This is a genomic window from Rothia nasimurium (genome assembly GCF_928381415.1).
GTDB classification, from domain to species: domain Bacteria; phylum Actinomycetota; class Actinomycetes; order Actinomycetales; family Micrococcaceae; genus Rothia; species Rothia nasimurium_H.
In genome coordinates, this window is record NZ_CAKMSF010000001.1 from 113677 (window position 1) to 131042 (window position 17366).

A 17366-nucleotide genomic window follows, 5' to 3' on the forward strand; every position below is an offset into this window, starting at 1 on the left:
GAGGGGCAGTTCTAGTCACTAAAAGAAAAGTACGTCTAGGCCGCTTTAACCGGCACCCAGACCTGCATCTGAAAATCGTCAGCGGACGGGTCGCCCGGCCCATAGGCCTCAAAGACCGGGCCATTGGGCTTAAAACCTGACGCGGGCAGGAAGGTACCCATCAGGTGGTCCACCCCGGCCATGGTGCTCATGGGCACCGGGCCCTCAACGGTCGTCACCGCGAACTCACCGCCGTCCACCTTAAGGGCATTGAGGCCCAGAGCCTGCGCGGTTTCCAGGTTCTCCACCAGAATCCCCGCCATATAGTCGAACTCGCCGGCAGCGTTCATCCCCACAATCACACCCATCGAGTGGACCTCAGGCATGGTCACCCCCCGCGCCTCAGCATGGGCGGTGAGCTTTTTCCAAAGCTCGCCAATGCCGGCGCCCTGCTTCACGGTCTCGCGGAAGCCCGCAATAAAGAACTCATCCTTGTGCTCTACGCGCGCACCAATCATCGACTACTCCTTAGAAAAATGTGTATCGGCTCTATTTTAGTTGCCACACCCGCAACCGCAGCCACACGAGGCCTGCTTCGCAGATTGCCCTGATTCGGTAGAGGCCCTCTGCGACGCCGGTGCAGAATTGTGGCCACCCATCAGGTTGACCCGGTTGCCGATGTCGGGCCCTCCGGCAGGCTTGGGAGTTACCCCTGCCAGGACGGCCGCAAACCCAGCTGGCTCAGCGGCAGGAACCGTGGCGGGGTCGTCCGCACCACCGGTACCGCAGGCGGCTGCAGCTGCGTTAACCTTGGGCTGTTTGACCTCACCAAAGCGGGAGAAACGGCGCAGCTGCTCAGCAGTGGGGTACATGTAGGACACCTTGACCAGGCCCTCTACCAGCAAGATAGGCAGGACCTCCTGCCCCGCCATAGCCAGCTGATCAGCCACCGGCTCACAGTCGGTAAAGGCAGACGGGTAGGAGTCGGTGGAGTAGACGGCAATATCAAGACCCTCATCAAGCAGCTCCTGGGCTTCAGCAAGGAAGGCCTCGCGCTGGGTATCACCGGGATCGTCCGGGTTTTCGCCGATAGCGGGGATAAAAACTTCCAGAGGGGTGCTCCCCAGGGTATCGCGAGATGAGCGTGCCACTACTACTCCGTTCGTTGATTCGTGTGCTCTACCAAGCCTACGCCCGCTGGGGCTCGCAGAAAAGGTCAGGCGGTGCACCCGTAACCGGGGTGCGCCGCCTGTTGCGCCTTATCAGCAAGCTCTTAGTGGCCTAGTCTCCGATAAAGAACTTGCGCAGGGCTGAACGCAGGCTGCGGTCGTCCTGCTTCTGCTCGTCCTCTTCTGCCGGGGGCTGAGGCTCCACCTGCGCAGATGCCAGCGACACCTTCTTAGCCCGGGCCGCGATGCTGGGCACAGCATCGGTATCAGTGCTCCGATACTCCTTGCGCTCCTCGGGGGTGCCAAAAGCCAGGGTGCCGATGGTATTAGCGATATTTTTCTGCTCGGGGGAGGCCGGGACGCGGGCTACACCCGGGTCTATATCACGGATATCCTGAGCCTTCTCACCGGTGGTGACGGGCAGGTCATTGGGGAAAGCCGCTGCGGCGTAGGCACTTGCCGCCCGGCTGAGGGGGCTGGATGCGCCCTCGTCGGTAGAGCCCTGACCGTCTGCTGTGGGGGCCGCAGGTTCTCCATCGGTGCGGACGCCCGCCTCACCCTGCTCTTCAGCGGACGGCACCGGGGAGGCTTCAGAGTCGGGGGTGGCGGACGGCGCGGGGGCAGGCTCGTCTGCCTCCTGGGTTGCGAAGAGGTTCGAAGCGTTTTCTGAGGTCGTAGTGGACTTAATAACCACCGGCGCCGCGGGAGCGATGACCGGCTCAGAATCATCCATCTGAGCGGGAGTCGGTACTGCTTCAGAAGCAGGTGCTTCGTCACCCTTGGCGGGTCCTGGGGCCACGGCGGGCTCAGGCTCTGCTGCTGATTCGGGGTCAACCTCAGCCAGAACCGCACGGTAGCGAGCCTCAGTGGGAGCTAAAGTCCAGCCCAGGAAACCGGGGAGCGCGATAGGCTCAACGGTGCCTACCCAGGCGATGGTTTGCGCTAGAGGTGATGCTCCTGCTGAAGTCTGGGGGCCAGTGGGGGCGGCTGCGACGGGAGAGCTGCTCGTGGCGTCCTGACCTACCAGCTCGCCGGTCACAAAATCTGCCAATGACAGGGCAACCTGCACTGGCACTGACGCCTCACCCCGCTTGCGCGCAATAACCTGCCCCACGGTGCCCTGGGCGCCGGGCGCCAAATCAATGGCGTAGAGGTGGCTGGGGGAGTTGGCAATTTCAAGCCAGAGGCTGTGGTTCAGGACGGCTTGGACGGTGCCGTCCGTCTTTTCCGGTGCCTTCCAGGGGGCAGAATCCAGGGTGGACGCCCCAAAATCGGCCTGAGGGGTAGAGGCAATGACCTTCTGCCCGGCCACTTCGGCAACCACACCGTTGCGTACTAGGGCCCGATAGAACTTGAGCTCGGGGGTGAAGGTGAACCCGCGCTGCTTCTCTTCGGCGGCAATCTCGGCTGGGGTGTATCCCGCACTGTGCCGGCGCTTAAGCAGGGCGGAGCGTAGACGTAGCCCGTTATTTGAGACAGTGGCCCCTGAGTCTTCGACGGGTGTGTCGATGTGTTCAGTTTCATGTTCAGATGTAGGGGAGAGAGGCATCTGCTTGACGATGACCTGGCCACCTGGCGATGAGTTGATACGCACGTTATAGGAACCTTCGAAGGTTCCACTGCGAGCCAGTTCGTAGATGGCGACGGTGGCTGAGCGGGCATAATCAGCTGGGGGTGGGGCGCCTAAAGAACCCGTGATGGCACAAGCAACACTATCTAGCGTGGTGTTGTGTACGGTAAAACGGATCTCCAGGGGCTGCTGATGTGCCTCTGAATGCCATTGTGTAAGGTGTGCGAGAGCTAAAAGGTGCGGGGGGAGCTCGGAGTGCGAATCAAAACTCATAGACTCTATTTTTGCACGCCTTGGCGGGTGGGGGAGATAAGGCGTGCGCGGCTGGTGGGTTGGGATTGATTGGGTGGGCAGATGATGGGGCGGTTGTATTAATTTTTGGGGAGTATATGCAAGGGTGCGTATGTTTTAAAAATACAGGTTCTGACTAGTGTTAATAGGTATTTGGGGTGATCGGGTTTTCTCTGTGGCACTCAGGTCTAGACAGGCGAAAATTTCTTCCAGTTTTTTGTCGCCGCAGTACGGCCAAGGTGCTACCATGAAAAAGATTTTTATTACTTTTAGGGGAAATTAAAAACATGACTCACACACTGTCGCGCCGTAACGTGGTCAAGGGTAGCGCATGGGCTGCTCCCGTTGTGGTGGCTACTGCATCTGTTCCTGCCTACGCAGCCTCTTTCACCTGCCCTGACGTTGCACCTACTTTTGCTCATGAAACAGCGGAAGGCACCCATCGGGTGACTGCAACCTACAGCTTCCCTGATGCTGGTTCCTACGCCCAGATCGTTCTTGTTTCCAACGCTGAGTTGGCAGATCCCACTGGCATTGCCGGGGCTACCCTTTCTGCTGACCGTAAGACCCTCACTATTCCTGCTGGCTCTGGTCCTGTGGAATTCTCTGCAACCGCCCTTGTGCCTCAGGAGCAAACCAATAATGGGGGCTTCACTCTGCGTTTTACCTACACCATTAACAACTCGCAGTGTGGCTTCTCCTCCACCTTCACCGAGTGGGGTACCGTCGGTTCCAACTAGGTGGCATGTATCTTAATAGTCGGGTCGCGTAACCATTCTTTCTTGAAAAGAGGGTAGACGCGACCCAGACTTTTTAAGGCTTAGTCTCTCGAAGATACGACGAGCTACTGGGTATTGGTTCTGACTCTTGGGCGGGGTATCAGCGTTGCACTCAGCCCGGTGAGCAGGGCTGAGAGGCCAATGGTGAAAGCCTCGTCCTGGGGGGTGCCCCCAAGGGTTGTGTAGGCCTCTGTCATGCTGGGGTGTGTCGTGTTGGTAGTGGGGTTGTGCTTAACTGAGTAAAAAAACGGTATTCAAAGTGCTGAATTTTTACCTTTTAATTAAAAGAATATAAGAAAAATTTTAAATAACGGTGCTCACGCAAGGTTTTTCATGGAAAATACCAAGCTGAAGCTTGACTTTTTGGAAGAAATGAAACACCTAGTTGGCACGTAGTTGCGGCTAGATTGAGTGCTGTAAATTACTATTTCTAATCACAGTAGGTTACTCCCTTTAAAGTTTTATGTTGAGTGTATACTAACTCTTGTCTCGAATACTTTTTAGGGAAAAACAAAAATGTCTACTTCCATGAATCGCCGTGCCCTTGTGCGAGGTGCAGCCTGGGCTGCGCCTGTTATTGTTGGGGCGTCGAATGTTCCGGCTATGGCAGTTTCATCACCCGAGGCGCAGCTGGGGGTTGGGTCTGTGCGTGCCTACCAGCAGATATTCTCGCGTCAGCCTACCGGGTGTAACGTGACCACTAACCCCAAAGAGGGCTTTATTAACACTCTTTGCTGCGGTGCCTCGGTAACTCCGAGCAAATCAAACTGCATTCAGGATCCCAACTCTTCTGTAGGTTGGTGGATTGAGGCTGACCCTGGATATTCCGGCAGTGTCATCATCGACACCTTCACCGTGACCCATACCTTTGCTCGTCCGGTTACCTTCAATGATGCCCCCACTGCAAACGGTGCTGCATCTACCCTCGGTGTAACAAAGTGGACGAATGCCACCTACCTGGAGCCAGGGTGGTCTATCGTTTCTAGCACTCCTACTTCCATCACTCTGGAATATAAGGGTGACGGTACCCCTGTAGATATGTCTGATGCCACCGCAGGTAGCGGATTCTGCACCGGTTACTTCCTGAATTTCCGCGAAAATACCTGTACTCGCGTCGGTCAGAATACGCTCACTACTACCCGAAGCGTAGCCTATACCGATGCAACAGGTCTTAAGACTAAAACCTGGACTGTTGAGTCTACCAAAGTTTAAATTCGTTGCCTTCCTATTGATGGCGTGATGGTAGGGAGTCGCTTCCAACGATAGGACGCAGAACTTAAAGGCCAAAGTAGGGCTGGTGCCCCATGATTTCATGGGGCACCAGCCCTACTTTTGTATTTGTAGCGATATTGGGGTCTTGGGGTGGAGGCCCACACCTTGACCTGCCTGAATAACCGCCCTGTCGGGCGCGGGCGTCCGCCCCGGGGCGTGTGAGACAGGCTACCTGCCCGGCGGGTAGGGGGCGTAAGATAAGCAGAAGGATGGGCCTGATGGTGTGCCCATCACACAGATAGTTCACGAAAGGTGCACACCGGCTATGACCGTAGATGTGAAAGAACTCCTAGCAAAGGTGCCTACCGGCCTACTCATCGATGGCCAGTGGCGCGACGCCTCAAACGGCGAAACCTTCGACGTTGAAAACCCCGCCACCGGCGAAGTCATCGCCACTCTAGCTTCTGCTACCGAAGAGGACGCCTTAGCTGCCCTCGATGCCGCCTGCCGCGCAGAAAAAGAAGCGGGGGACCACGGCTGGCCCGCCACACCTCCGCGTGAACGCGCAGAAATCCTGCGCCGCGCTTTCGAACTCGTCACCGAACGGGCCGAAGAGTTCGCCACCCTCATGACCTTAGAGATGGGCAAGCCCTACGCCGAAGCCCTCGGCGAGGTCAAGTACGGCGCTGAGTTCCTGCGCTGGTTCGCCGAAGAAACCCCCCGCCACTACGGCCGCTCCCTCGACATGCCCGAGGGCACCCTGCGCATGATCACCCGCCGCAAGCCCGTCGGCCCCTGCCTGTTGATTACCCCCTGGAACTTCCCCTTGGCCATGGGCACCCGCAAGGTCGCCCCCGCCATCGCAGCAGGCTGCACCATGGTGCTCAAGCCCGCCCGCCTGACCCCGCTGACCAGCCAGTACTTCGCCCAGACCATGCTCGACGCTGGCCTGCCCGCCGGCGTCCTCAACGTTGTCTCCTCCAAATCGGCAGCAGCTATCTCCGAGCCCATCATGAGCGATTCCCGCCTGCGCAAGGTCTCCTTCACCGGCTCCACCCCCGTCGGCAAGGACCTGCTCAAAAAGGCAGCCGACAACGTGCTGCGCACCTCCATGGAACTGGGCGGCAACGCCCCCTTCCTGGTCTTCGAGGACGCCGACCTCGACCAGGCCGTCGCTGGCGCCATGGCTGCCAAAATGCGCAACATCGGCGAAGCCTGCACCGCCGCCAACCGCTTCATCGTGCACGAATCCCTAGCCGAAGAATTCTCCCAGAAGTTCGCCGAAAAAATGGGCGAACTCAAGCTCGGCAACGGCCTGGACGAAGGCGTCACCTGCGGCCCCCTCGTCGAAAAGAAAGCCCAGGACTCCATGGTTGCCCTCGTCGAGGACGCCGTTGCCAAGGGCGCCCGCGTACTCACCGGCGGTGAAAAGGGCGAGGGCGCAGGCTACTTCTTCAAGCCCACCGTGCTCGTTGACGTGCCCCTCGACGCCCGCGTCGCCCGTGAAGAAATCTTCGGCCCCATCGCCCCCGTCTTCACCTTCAAGGACGAATACGAGGCCTACGAGCTAGCCAACGACACCGAATACGGCCTGGCCTCCTACGTCTACACCGAATCCATCGACCGCCTCTACCGCGCCAGCGACCACCTAGAGTTCGGCATCATGGGCTTCAACGCCGGTGTGGTCTCTAACGCCGCCGCCCCCTTCGGTGGTGTCAAGCAGTCAGGCATGGGCCGCGAAGGGGCCGCCGAAGGTATCGACGAATACTCCTCCATCCAGTACATCGGCATCCGCGACCCCTACGCCAACTAAAGCCCAGCGGACGCCCTCCTGTCGCACCCGGTTTGGGCGGGCGTCCGCACCCCTCACCTTTTTGTAGTTACAAGAAAATCCATTACTAAGGAACCTCCACCATGGCTGAGATTGCCTACCGCCTACCCCAGCAGATCACCCTCACCGGCACTGTCCCCGGCCCCAAATCTGCCGAACTAGCTGCCCGCCGCGCCGCCAACGTTCCCGCCGGTGTAGCCTCCACCTTGCCCGTCTACGCGGCGGACGCCGACGGCGGCGTCATCGTCGACGTCGACGGCAACTCCTTCGCCGACCTGGGCTCCGGCATTGCCGTCACCTCCGTCGGTGCCTCCGCCCCCAAGGTCGTAGAAGCCGTACGCGAAGCCGCCACCCACTTCACCCACACCTGCTTCATGGTCACCCCCTACGAGGGGTACGTAGCCGTGGCCGAAAAACTCAACCAGCTCACCCCCGGCGACTTCGACAAGCGCACCGTGCTCTTCAACTCCGGCGCCGAAGCCGTAGAAAACGCCGTCAAAATCGCCCGCGCAGCCACCGGCCGCAACGCCGTCGTCGTCTTCGACCACGCCTACCACGGCCGCACCAACCTCACCATGGCCCTCACCGCCAAGGCAGCCCCCTACAAGAAGGGCTTCGGCCCCTTCGCCCCCGAGGTCTACCGCGCCCCCATGAGCTACCCCTACCGCGACGGTGACCTGGGTGGCAAGGAAGCAGCTGCCCGCGTCATCGACATGATCGAAAAGCAGATCGGCTCCGAATACGTCGCCGCAATCCTCATCGAACCCATCCAGGGCGAAGGCGGCTTCATCGTCCCCGCCGAAGGCTTCCTGCCCGAGCTGGTTACCTGGGCCCGCGAAAAAGGCATCGTCTTCATCGCGGACGAAGTCCAGGCAGGATTCTGCCGCACCGGCAGCTGGTTCGCCTCCGACCACGAAGGCATCGAGCCCGACCTCATCACCACCGCCAAGGGCATCGCAGGCGGTATGCCCCTCTCCGCCGTTACCGGCCGCGCCGAACTCTTCGACAAGGTGCAGCCCGGCGGCCTCGGCGGCACCTACGGCGGCAACCCCGTCGCCTGCGCCGCAGCCCTAGCCGCCATCGAAACCATGGAAGAGTGGAACCTCAACGCCCGCGCCGCCCGCATCGAAGATATCGCCCGCGAAAAGCTCGGCCCCCTCGTTGACGAACTCGACATCGTCGGCGAAATCCGCGGCCGCGGCGCCATGTTCGCCGTCGAATTCGTGGCAGACTCCGACTCTAAGGAACCCCACGCCACCGCCGCCAAAGACATCGCAGCAGCCTGCGCCGAACGCGGCGTCCTCATCCTCACCTGCGGCACCTACGGCAACGTCGTGCGCCTGCTACCCCCGCTGACCATCAGCGAAGAACTCCTGGGCCAAGCCCTGGACATCTTCGTGGAAGAAATCCGCAAGGTCGCGGGAAATTAATCATCTGTTGTGTATGAGCAGGGCAGGTGCCCCTGCGCCAGGAAATGGGCAGGAAATACCCTCCGCCAGGCTGACCCTCTCGTAGCTCGCCCTGGGGGCTCGCTACGATTCACGCCAGACCCAGCCAGCCTGGCTTTGAGGGTATTTCCCGCCCGAGAGCTGGCCCCGCATCCAGCTTGTTGAGTTGCATTTAGGTGCGGTACGGACGCCCCGTAAGCCGACTGGCTGGGGCTGGCATGAATCGCATGCGAGCTTGCGAGCCTGCGAGAAGGTTAGTCGGCGCAGGGGCGTCCGTACCGCACATACCCACAAACACAAAGGAGCTAAACCCATGAGCTACCGACTTGAAGACCCCACCACCGGCGAGGTACTCGAAACCTTCGACACCCTCACCGACGAACAGGCCGTTGCGGCTGTAGAGCGTGCCCACGCCGCCTACCTTTCCTGGCGCAACACCAGCGTCGAAGAGCGCGCCGCTATCGTCAATCGCATCGCCGAGCTCTTCGAAGAGCGCAAGCAGGAACTGGCCGAAATCATCTCCCAGGAGATGGGTAAGCCCATCTCAGAGGGCATCGAAGAGGCCGAATTCTCATCCGCTATCTTTGCCTACTATGCCGGGATCGCCGCCGATCACCTCAAAGACGAGCCGATTCCCTCAGAGACCGAAAATTCCGAGGCCTACATCCAGCGCAAGCCCCTGGGCGCCCTGCTGGGTATCATGCCCTGGAACTTCCCCTACTACCAGGTTGCCCGCTTCGCCGCCCCCAACCTCATGCTGGGCAACACCATCGTGCTCAAGCATGCCGAAATCTGCCCCAAGTCAGCGCTCGTAATCGCTGAGATTATGAAGGACGCCGGGCTGCCCGAGGGTGCCTACGAAGCAGTTTTCGCTAGCCACGACCAGATTGAAACCATGATCGGCCACCGCCATATCCAGGGTGTTTCGTTGACCGGCTCCGAACGAGCTGGCGCTATCGTTGCCGGTATTGCCGGACGTAACCTCAAGAAGGCCGTGCTCGAACTGGGCGGCTCCGACCCCTACATCGTGCTCGACACCGACAACGTCGCTGAAGCCGCCGCCACCGCCTGGGGCTTCCGCATGTACAACACCGGCCAGGCCTGCAACTCCAACAAGCGCATGATCGTCATGGCTGACATTTACGACGAGTTTGTCGCCGAACTCGTCAAGCTGGCCGAGGCCATGAAGCCGGGCAAGCCCGCCGAAGCGGACGAGACCACCTACATGGCCCTCTCCTCCCGCTCGGCAGCCGAAGGCCTCAAGAAGCAGCTCGACGAGGCCGTTGCCGCCGGTGCCACCCTGCGCGTCGGTGGGCAGCTACTGGACGAGAAGAGCGCCTACCTCTCCCCGGCCGTCCTCACCGATGTGCCCGTCGGCTCCGAGGTCTACTACCAGGAGCTCTTCGGCCCCGTCGCCACCGTTTACCGGGTCGAGAGCGACGAGGAAGCCATCGAGCTGGCTAACAACACCCAGTACGGCCTGGGTGGCGCCGTCTTCTCTCGGGACGAGGCCCGCGCCCGCCGCCTGGCCCAGCAGATTGACGCCGGCATGGTCAACGTCAACACCCCCGCTGGTGAAGGTGCCGAAATCCCCTTCGGCGGCGTCAAGAACTCCGGCTACGGCCGCGAACTCGGCCCCTACGGTATGGATGAGTTCGTTAACAAGCGCCTCTACTACGTAGCTGGCTAAACTAGGTTCCCTGGCTGGCAGGGGCCCATACCTTGCGGGGTATGAGCCCCTCTTTATGTCATGGAGGTCTGGAAGGGTGGGGAGGGCCTGTTCCTTTCAGTCATGTGAAGGTATGTTCACATCTGGTATTGTGACGGTACGTTCACATTCAGTGGTGTGAACGTATTGACACATAACTCTTGTAGTGCGGGAGGTAAAAATGGAGCGGAAAATCACCCATCAGAAAAATCTGGGAGCTTTTATTCATGATGCCCGCACAAAATCTGGTCTAACTCAGCAAGAGCTTGCCCAAAGGGCTAAGGTCTCGCGCGAATGGATAAGTGGTATCGAACAGGGCAAACGCCCTAGAGCAGAGTTGGGTAAAGTTCTGGACCTGTTGAAGGTTCTGGGAGTTGATATCACCCTGTCCTGGTCTGCGGCAGAGGGGGCGCACAGCCCTAAAAAAACGACACACGATATGCCCGATATTATTTTTCCTACGGACGACCAACTGAGCCACCTTTTCGGTGAGACTAGGCTGCAGCAAGAAGTACGTGCCACCCTAGAAGGTGGTAGAAAGTCATGAAACAACTCGTAGCCTACTCCTATGGTCAAAAAATCGGCACTCTTAGACAGTCAGGCGCAGGTAGTCTTTCCTTCCAATACTTTTCTGGTGTGAGTGATACTCTGCAGCTCTCAGTTGCTATGCCAGTGCGTGAAGCCCCTTACTCAGCAAAAGTCACTAGAGCTTTTATCGAGGGCCTTGTGCCAGAAGGCTACGGGGTGCGTGAGGCCTTGGGGCGGGAGTTTGGTGTTTCCCCCCGAAATCCTTTTGCCCTGCTTGAACACATTGGTGCTGACTGCGCCGGAGCGGTTCAGTTTTTCGATCCCGACAGTGAAGACCCCTCTCTGAACCTTACTGGTGAGTTAATCTCCTGCAATGAAGAAACAATAGCTAACCGTTTGAGGAGCCTGACAGATTCGGGGCAGTCATGGATTCTTCCTCGGGAGCGGTGGTCCTTGGCAGGTGCACAGAGTAAATTTGCGCTACGGCAGGAGAACGGTGACTGGTTTGAAGCTAGAGGTGCAGAACCAACAACCCATATCTTTAAGCCGGGTATTCATACCCTAAAAGACCAGGCTCTTAATGAGCACCTCTGTCTTAAGGCCTTGGGTGAAGTGGGACTAGCGGTTGCTTCCACGGAGTACCGTACTTTCGATGGAGTACCGGCAATTATTGTTAGTCGTTATGACCGTTTACGCCTAGGTGATGGGCAGGTTATGCGTCTGCACCAGGAGGATTTCTGCCAGGCAACCTCTACTCTCCCGCAGAATAAATACGAATCCAATAAAGGGCCCAGCGCCCTAAAAATAATTGAAGTTTTAAGGCTGAACGGGGCGGCTGACTCAGAAATTGAAAAATTTGTTCAAGGGCTTATCGGCAACTACCTGTTGGGTGCTCCTGACGCCCACGCGAAAAATTATTCTCTGATACACCTTCCTAATAGTCGCTTGGTTTTGGCTCCTTTTTATGATGTTGCATCAGCCTTACCCTACGAGCCGGGAGGCTCGGAGTTTGGCTATAGCGAAAACGATGGGCTTCCTGGGGTTTCTGATGAGCTGAGAAAGGCTGCTATGGCTATTGGGGGCGAACGACGCTTTGGCAAAATTTCCCGTAGACATTGGGAGAGGTTTGCAAGAGCGGCCAGCATAGACGCAGATTGGGTGGTAGCAACGGTGAGGGAGATTGCTGAGAGATTGCCGGTTGCATTAGAGACTGTATTCACTGCAGAGTCTTTGGCTATAGGAAGCAGTGCTTTGCCTGAGCGTCTGCACACGGAGGTTAAGCGTCTATCTGATGTGACGCTGACTCTCCTGGATCGTGGGCACTAGGTCATAGGGGCTAGTAGGGAGCTGGCTTTCTGGTTTTAGGTGTAGCCCTTGGCAGCTCTGCTTACCCGACTCAGCAGATTGACGTCGGCATGGACGAATTCGTCAACAAGCGCCTCTACTTCGTCCAAAAGTAGCGCCGTACAATAAACATACGTTGCAAGGACGCAGCCGCCCGCCACCCTGCCCCCGGCAGAGTAGGCGGGCGGCGGCGTCCTTAAAAATTCCCAGCGCACCCAGCGCGCACCCCTAGGAAAACACATGACACAACCCCACTCACCCTACGACGATGCGGTCTCGCCCGAGACCTCCGTCGGCATGCGGGTCAACCAGCACACCGCCCCACCCATCGCCGGGGACGCCACCGTGCGCAAACTCCGCCCCCGCCACGTCACCATGATTACCCTCGGCGGCATTATCGGCGCCTCCCTCTTCGTGGGCTCCGGTAACGTGATTCGCTCCGTCGGCCCCGCCGCCCTCATCTCCTACCTCATCGGCGGCCTGCTAGTCTTCCTCGCCATGCGCATGCTGGGCGAAATGGCCGCTGCCCGGCCCGCCATCGGCTCCTTCATGGAATACGCCCGCGTAGGCCTGGGCAACTGGGCCGCCTACCTGGTCGGCTGGCTCTACTGGTACTTCTGGGTCGGCGTGCTCGCCTATGAGGCGGTGCTCGGTGGTGAAACCATCGCGGGCTGGTTCCCCGGCGTGCCCGCCTGGGCCGCCTCCCTCGTCCTTCTCGCTATCTTTGTGGGCACCAACCTTATCTCTGTGCGCACCTTCGGTGAAGTCGAATTCTGGCTGGCCTCCATCAAGGTAATTGCCATCGTGGTCTTCTTGGTTGCCGGCCTGCTCTTCGCCCTTGGCCTGTGGCCCGACTCCACCAACACCGTCAACTACCTGTGGAGCCACGGCGGCTTCGCCCCCAACGGCTACGGCATCGTGCTCACCGGTGTCGCCCTGGTGATCTTCTCCTACTTCGGTACCGAAATTGCCGTCATGGCAGCGGCCGAATCGGAAGACCCTGCCAAGGGTATCCGCCAGGCGTCCTCGACCGTTATCTGGCGCATCCTGCTCTTCTTCGTCGGCGCTATCGCCGTGATCTGCATGGTGATTCCTTGGGACGAACTGCCCGAACCCACCAACGTGTCGGTCGCCCCCTTCACCCTGGTCTTCGAACGCCTGGGCGTGCCCGGGGCCTCGGTCATTATGCAGCTGGTTATCTTCACCGCCGTTATCTCGGTGCTGAACTCCGGCCTGTACTCTGCCTCCCGCATGGCAGCAGCCCTCTCCCAGCAGGGCTTCGGCCCCGACCTGCTGGCCAAGAAATCCCGCCGCGGCGTGCCCGTCTACGCCCTACTGGCATCCACCATCGGCGGAGTCATTGCCTCCATCGTGAACTTTGCCGCCCCCAACTCGGGTATCTTCGAGTTCATCATGAACTCGGCGGGCCTGGTCGCCCTCTTCGTCTACGTCTTTATCGCCCTGACCCAGTGGAACATGCGCCGCAAGATGACCCCCGAAGAAGTTGCCGGGCTCAAGCTCAAGATGTGGCTCTTCCCCTGGCTCAATATTGTGCTCATCGCGGGTATTCTCTTCGTGCTGATCGTGATGCTGGGCAGCGAGTCGGGCCGCACCCAGGTCTACACCTCGCTCATTGTCACCGTAGCTATGCTGGCCCTGTGGCCCCTGGCCCGTAAGAAGGTGGCGGCGAAGAGCTAGGCCGCCTTTGCAAGGTATTCCCAACCCCACGCCCTGTCACGAAATTGCGCGGACGCCCGCAGCGGTTTGTGGCAGGGTGTGGGGTTTAATTTGGGGCGGTTGTTGCTACTCAGCTAAAAGGGCCAGTGGGACTACCGCTACGCCGTCCTGCCGACGGTAGGCCTGAGAACCGGTTGTCACCACCACCAGGTTCGTTACTGAACTTCCCGCCTTCTCACGCAACCATAGGAGGTGGCGGACGTCCGCGTCCGTAACGCTCGCAGTCGAGGTTCCTGTACAGATATGGTGATATCCATCTGACAAGGTCATAATCCGAATATTCCGCGCTCTACGCTCCCAAAATTCCCTATCCTACGCTACCAAAATTCCGTTCAGTGGTGGACTGCTCCGCTTTGTCCTGACGTCCGCTGTGGCTTGTGATGATACGTGGGGTTGGGTGTTTTGAAGGGGGCAACCTTGTTTTTTATATACCCCTAGGGGTATTATCTCTAGGGTGAAGAAAGAGAAAGAAGAATTGTGCTGTTAGCTCTTGCGGGCGGCCTGGCTATAGGTTTGCTCATGGGTGCCCTGGGCGGGGGTGGGGCTATTTTAGCGATTCCCCTGTTGGTCTACGGGTTCGGGTTTAGCCCGGCGCAGGCGACCCTGGCTTCCCTTGTAGTGGTGGGTGTTGGTGCTGCCGCCGGTGTGCTGACCCAAGCCCACTCGGTTGACTGGTGTCGCGGCGCTTTCTTTGGGGTGCTTGGTTTGGCTGGTGCCTACGGCGGTCGAATGTTGACCCATAGTCTCGATGGACGGTTGCTCCTGCTGGCCTTCTCTGCTCTGTTGCTGGTGGTGGCCAGTCTAATGGTACGCAAGGCACGCAGAAGCTCTGTGCGAGCCCAGGGTATGGACGCTATCTCCCACCCCTCCGCCTTCCGGCAGGGGGTTACGCTGGTGGGGGCTGCTACGGGGGTTGGCTTTTTGACCGGCTTCTTTGGTGTGGGTGGTGGTTTTGCTATCGTGCCCGCCCTGACTCTCATCTTGGGGTTCAGTATGGCAACCGCCGTGGGGACCTCTCTACTGGTTATCCTCATCAACAGCTTTGTTGCCCTAGCCCTGGGAGTTGGGGCCCTGCCGTCCTTGGATTGGTCAGCGCTCGCACCCCTGCTGGCTGCAACTGCGGTCGGTACCCTGGCCGGCACCTGGGGTGGTAGGCGGGTGCCCCAGCGTTCCCTGCAGCTAGCCTTCGCAATTTTTCTCTACGTCGTCGCAGCCTACATGGCAGCTACCACCCTCATTGAACTGATGGCATAAAGAAAGGAAAAACATGTCAGATACTACAAGCTCTCTCCCCTCAACTCTTGAGGTGCAGCAGCTGGCGCAGAACATTAAAGACTCCCACACGACCCTGCTGCTCGATGTGCGCACCGCAGCGGAATACGAGGGTGCCCATATTCCCGGGAGTGTAAATGTACCCTTGGCTCTAATTGAAAAGCACCCCGAAGAGCTGAGTGCTTTCATTGATGATGAAGCTGTCATTATCTGTCGTTCCGGTGCTCGCGCTACCCGCGCCCAGAAGCTCCTGGCTGGGGCTGGTGTTACCCGCACCAGTGTGCTCACCGGCGGTATGGAGGCCTGGAAGAAGGCTGATCAGCCAGTCAATGTGGGCCCGGCCCGCTGGGATCTCGAGCGTCAGGTGCGCCTGGTTGCGGGTTCTCTGGTGCTGGGTGGGGTAGCAGCTAGCACCATTTTCCCCAAGGCCAAGTACCTGGCTGGTGCCATTGGCGGCGGTCTGACTTTTGCGGCGGTCAGTAATACCTGCGCCATGGGTGCGGCGCTTTCAAAGTTGCCCTATAACAAGGGTGGCGACGTCACCTTGCGCGAGGCAAAGCGCCGCCTGGCCGCTACTGGTGACTCTCGGGTTAGCTAGGCCCCGCCTTAAATTTTAAAACAGGGACGCCGCACCCCCTGGCTCCTGCCCCGCGCCTTGTCAGTGCTGGGGTGGGGGAGGGGCGCGGCGTTTTGGTGTGCTGTGTGGGCCTTAGGCGAGCGAGAGGAACATTTTCTCTAGTTGTTCGGGGGTCATCTCGGGCTTATCTGAGGTAAGGCACTGCTGGAGCCCGTTGGCGACCACGGCAAAGCTGGCGCGGTCGACCGCTTTAGAGGCGGCGGCGAGCTGGGTGACAATTTTTTGGCAGTCATCGCCCTCTTCGAGCATACGGATAATGCCGTTGAGTTGGCCTTGGGCACGCTTGAGACGGTTGATGACCGGTTTCATCTCTTCGGGGTTGAGTTGCATGGCTTCTGCTTTCTTGTAAAAACTTTTTCTCTAGTATACCCCCGGGGGTTTGTTTCCGGTTGGGATTCTGCTATCTTTTAAATACCCCTGGGGGTATTTTTATATTGGTTGCACTGAAAGGATCTACCGTGCTCTTTGAACGCATCTACGAAGAAGGCCTTGCCCAAGCCAGCTACCTCATCGGCTGCCAGCGCAAGGGCGAGGCCATTGTGGTCGATGCCCGCCGCGACATCCAGGTCTACCTCGACCTGGCTGCCAAAAATAACATGAAGATTGTGGCGACCACCGAAACTCACATCCACGCCGACTACCTCTCAGGAACCCGCGAACTGGCGTCCGCAACCGGCGCCACCGTATACCTCTCCGGCGAAGGCGGGGACGACTGGCAGTATGATTTCGACGGCACGCGCCTCTACCACGGCGACACCATCCAGCTCGGAAAGATTACCGTCACCGCCCAGCACACCCCCGGCCACACCCCGGAGCATCTCTCATTCCTTATCACCGATGGTGCTGTGGCCGACGCCCCCGGCTACATGCTCACCGGCGACTTCGTCTTCGTGGGCGACCTGGGCCGCCCCGACCTACTCGACGAGGCAGCAGGCGGCATCGACACCCGCTTTGACGGGGCCCGCGACCTCTTTACCAGCCTCAAACATGTATTCATGCCCCTACCTGACCACGTGCAGGTGCACCCCGCCCACGGCGCAGGATCCCCCTGCGGCAAGGCTCTCGGCGCGGTTCCCTCAAGCACCGTTGGCTACGAAAAAGCCTACGCCTGGTGGGCTCCCTACGTGCGCAACAACGACGAACAGGGCTTTATTGACGAGCTACTCAACGGCCAGCCCGACGCCCATGCCTACTTTGCCCGCATGAAGAAGGAAAACCGGGTCGGCCCTGCCCTCATCGGTTACCCTGCCCCCGAACCTGCTGAACTCACCGCTGCCCAGGTGGCAGAAAAACTTGAGGCTGATCAGGCTATCTTCATCGATACCCGCGACCAGCACGACGTGCACAGCGGCACTGTGGAAGGCTCGCTGAATGTTCCGGCAGGCCCCCAGGCCTCTAACTTCGCCGCCTGGGTGCTAGACCCCGAACGCGAAAGCCGCCCCCTGGTCGTCCTGGCCGATACTGAAGCCCAAGCGACTCACCTGCGCGATGCCCTTTACCGGGTAGGTATCGATACCGTGCGCTACTACACTGCCGACCTTGAGCCCCTCATCAATTTCACCCCGCCCCTGGTGGCGGTGGATGAGCTAGATACAGCCTCCCGCGATGCTCTGGTCGATGTGCGCGCTAAAAATGAGTACGCCGCAGGCACCATTCCCGGTGCCCAGCAGCTCTCAGGTGGTTCAGCCCTCTGGCGCCTTGATGAGCTGCCCGCCCCCGGCTCGACCCTGCTGACCTTCTGCCAGTCCGGCGTGCGCAACTCGGTGGTTGCCAGCGGTCTGCGTCGAGCCGGTTACACCGTGCTCGAACTTGAAGGCAGCTATGCCGCCTGGGCGGGGCAGAACTAGCCGGGTGCGGGGTG

General features: G+C 59.4%; 16 protein-coding genes. 11 read left to right on the forward strand and 5 right to left on the reverse strand.

Features of this window, described 5'->3' with window-relative positions; genetic code table 11:
* Nucleotides 1–35 precede the first annotated feature (35 nt).
* From L7A20_RS00560 to L7A20_RS00570, 3 genes are all read right to left on the reverse strand, one after another.
* Entirely contained in the window at nucleotides 36–497 is a 462-nt protein-coding gene (locus L7A20_RS00560) for a GyrI-like domain-containing protein (RefSeq protein WP_135013458.1), read from the reverse strand.
* A gap of 36 nt (nucleotides 498–533) precedes the next feature.
* Nucleotides 534–1130, reverse strand: a complete 597-nt coding sequence (locus L7A20_RS00565; protein ID WP_237222020.1) for an arsenic metallochaperone ArsD family protein — start codon at nucleotides 1128–1130, stop codon at nucleotides 534–536.
* Nucleotides 1131–1260: 130 nt separating this feature from the next.
* The gene (locus tag L7A20_RS00570; protein ID WP_237222021.1) at nucleotides 1261–2991 is read right to left on the reverse strand and encodes a hypothetical protein; all 1731 of its coding nucleotides are present in this window, start codon (nucleotides 2989–2991) and stop codon (nucleotides 1261–1263) included.
* A gap of 305 nt (nucleotides 2992–3296) precedes the next feature.
* Here L7A20_RS00570 and L7A20_RS00575 point away from each other — a divergent pair, with 305 nt between their 5' ends.
* The 8 genes from L7A20_RS00575 (at nucleotide 3297) to L7A20_RS00610 (ending at nucleotide 13557) form a co-directional block, all read left to right on the forward strand.
* Complete coding sequence (locus L7A20_RS00575; RefSeq protein WP_237205160.1) at nucleotides 3297–3749, forward strand: hypothetical protein; 453 nt, start codon at nucleotides 3297–3299, stop codon at nucleotides 3747–3749.
* Between the two features lie 555 nt (nucleotides 3750–4304).
* The gene (locus L7A20_RS00580; protein ID WP_237222022.1) at nucleotides 4305–5000 is read left to right on the forward strand and encodes a hypothetical protein; all 696 of its coding nucleotides are present in this window, start codon (nucleotides 4305–4307) and stop codon (nucleotides 4998–5000) included.
* Nucleotides 5001–5325: 325 nt separating this feature from the next.
* Nucleotides 5326–6813 (forward strand): NAD-dependent succinate-semialdehyde dehydrogenase, encoded by a 1488-nt coding sequence (locus tag L7A20_RS00585; RefSeq protein ID WP_237222023.1) that lies wholly within the window; start codon nucleotides 5326–5328, stop codon nucleotides 6811–6813.
* A gap of 101 nt (nucleotides 6814–6914) precedes the next feature.
* Nucleotides 6915–8261, forward strand: coding sequence for a 4-aminobutyrate--2-oxoglutarate transaminase (gabT, locus tag L7A20_RS00590; protein WP_237222024.1), 1347 nt, complete (start codon nucleotides 6915–6917; stop codon nucleotides 8259–8261).
* A gap of 331 nt (nucleotides 8262–8592) precedes the next feature.
* Nucleotides 8593–9969, forward strand: coding sequence for an NAD-dependent succinate-semialdehyde dehydrogenase (locus L7A20_RS00595; RefSeq protein ID WP_237222025.1), 1377 nt, complete (start codon nucleotides 8593–8595; stop codon nucleotides 9967–9969).
* A gap of 199 nt (nucleotides 9970–10168) precedes the next feature.
* Nucleotides 10169–10534, forward strand: a complete 366-nt coding sequence (locus L7A20_RS00600) for a helix-turn-helix domain-containing protein (protein WP_237198275.1) — start codon at nucleotides 10169–10171, stop codon at nucleotides 10532–10534.
* Nucleotides 10531–11841, forward strand: coding sequence for a type II toxin-antitoxin system HipA family toxin (locus L7A20_RS00605; protein ID WP_237222026.1), 1311 nt, complete (start codon nucleotides 10531–10533; stop codon nucleotides 11839–11841). The genes L7A20_RS00600 and L7A20_RS00605 overlap by 4 nt, the downstream gene beginning before the upstream one ends.
* Nucleotides 11842–12099: 258 nt before the next feature.
* Nucleotides 12100–13557: an amino acid permease gene (locus L7A20_RS00610; RefSeq protein ID WP_237222027.1), complete on the forward strand. Its 1458-nt coding sequence runs from the start codon at nucleotides 12100–12102 to the stop codon at nucleotides 13555–13557.
* A gap of 105 nt (nucleotides 13558–13662) precedes the next feature.
* Here L7A20_RS00610 and L7A20_RS00615 read toward each other — a convergent pair whose 3' ends face one another.
* The gene (locus L7A20_RS00615) at nucleotides 13663–13866 is read right to left on the reverse strand and encodes a hypothetical protein (protein ID WP_237198278.1); all 204 of its coding nucleotides are present in this window, start codon (nucleotides 13864–13866) and stop codon (nucleotides 13663–13665) included.
* Between the two features lie 207 nt (nucleotides 13867–14073).
* Here L7A20_RS00615 and L7A20_RS00620 point away from each other — a divergent pair, with 207 nt between their 5' ends.
* Nucleotides 14074–14850 carry a sulfite exporter TauE/SafE family protein gene (locus L7A20_RS00620; RefSeq protein ID WP_237222028.1) on the forward strand — a complete coding sequence of 259 codons (777 nt, stop codon included), beginning with the start codon at nucleotides 14074–14076 and terminating at the stop codon, nucleotides 14848–14850.
* Nucleotides 14851–14863: 13 nt separating this feature from the next.
* Nucleotides 14864–15466 (forward strand): rhodanese-like domain-containing protein, encoded by a 603-nt coding sequence (locus L7A20_RS00625; RefSeq protein ID WP_237222029.1) that lies wholly within the window; start codon nucleotides 14864–14866, stop codon nucleotides 15464–15466.
* Between the two features lie 111 nt (nucleotides 15467–15577).
* Here the strand turns inward: L7A20_RS00625 and L7A20_RS00630 are convergent, their stop codons facing one another.
* The gene (locus L7A20_RS00630) at nucleotides 15578–15835 is read right to left on the reverse strand and encodes a metal-sensitive transcriptional regulator (protein WP_237207416.1); all 258 of its coding nucleotides are present in this window, start codon (nucleotides 15833–15835) and stop codon (nucleotides 15578–15580) included.
* Between the two features lie 128 nt (nucleotides 15836–15963).
* Between L7A20_RS00630 and L7A20_RS00635 the strand changes: the two genes are divergently transcribed.
* Entirely contained in the window at nucleotides 15964–17352 is a 1389-nt protein-coding gene (locus tag L7A20_RS00635) for an MBL fold metallo-hydrolase (RefSeq protein WP_237222030.1), read from the forward strand.
* Nucleotides 17353–17366: the final 14 nt, after the last annotated feature.

Coding starts and splice junctions, on each gene's coding strand:
- L7A20_RS00560 (WP_135013458.1), bottom strand. CDS start 497: ATGATTGGTGCGCGCGTAGAGCACAAGGATGAGTTCTTTATTGCGGGC.
- L7A20_RS00570 (WP_237222021.1), bottom strand. CDS start 2,991: ATGAGTTTTGATTCGCACTCCGAGCTCCCCCCGCACCTTTTAGCTCTC.
- L7A20_RS00575 (WP_237205160.1), top strand. CDS start 3,297: ATGACTCACACACTGTCGCGCCGTAACGTGGTCAAGGGTAGCGCATGG.
- L7A20_RS00580 (WP_237222022.1), top strand. CDS start 4,305: ATGTCTACTTCCATGAATCGCCGTGCCCTTGTGCGAGGTGCAGCCTGG.
- L7A20_RS00585 (WP_237222023.1), top strand. CDS start 5,326: ATGACCGTAGATGTGAAAGAACTCCTAGCAAAGGTGCCTACCGGCCTA.
- gabT (WP_237222024.1), top strand. CDS start 6,915: ATGGCTGAGATTGCCTACCGCCTACCCCAGCAGATCACCCTCACCGGC.
- L7A20_RS00595 (WP_237222025.1), top strand. CDS start 8,593: ATGAGCTACCGACTTGAAGACCCCACCACCGGCGAGGTACTCGAAACC.
- L7A20_RS00600 (WP_237198275.1), top strand. CDS start 10,169: ATGGAGCGGAAAATCACCCATCAGAAAAATCTGGGAGCTTTTATTCAT.
- L7A20_RS00605 (WP_237222026.1), top strand. CDS start 10,531: ATGAAACAACTCGTAGCCTACTCCTATGGTCAAAAAATCGGCACTCTT.
- L7A20_RS00610 (WP_237222027.1), top strand. CDS start 12,100: ATGACACAACCCCACTCACCCTACGACGATGCGGTCTCGCCCGAGACC.
- L7A20_RS00615 (WP_237198278.1), bottom strand. CDS start 13,866: ATGACCTTGTCAGATGGATATCACCATATCTGTACAGGAACCTCGACT.
- L7A20_RS00625 (WP_237222029.1), top strand. CDS start 14,864: ATGTCAGATACTACAAGCTCTCTCCCCTCAACTCTTGAGGTGCAGCAG.
- L7A20_RS00630 (WP_237207416.1), bottom strand. CDS start 15,835: ATGCAACTCAACCCCGAAGAGATGAAACCGGTCATCAACCGTCTCAAG.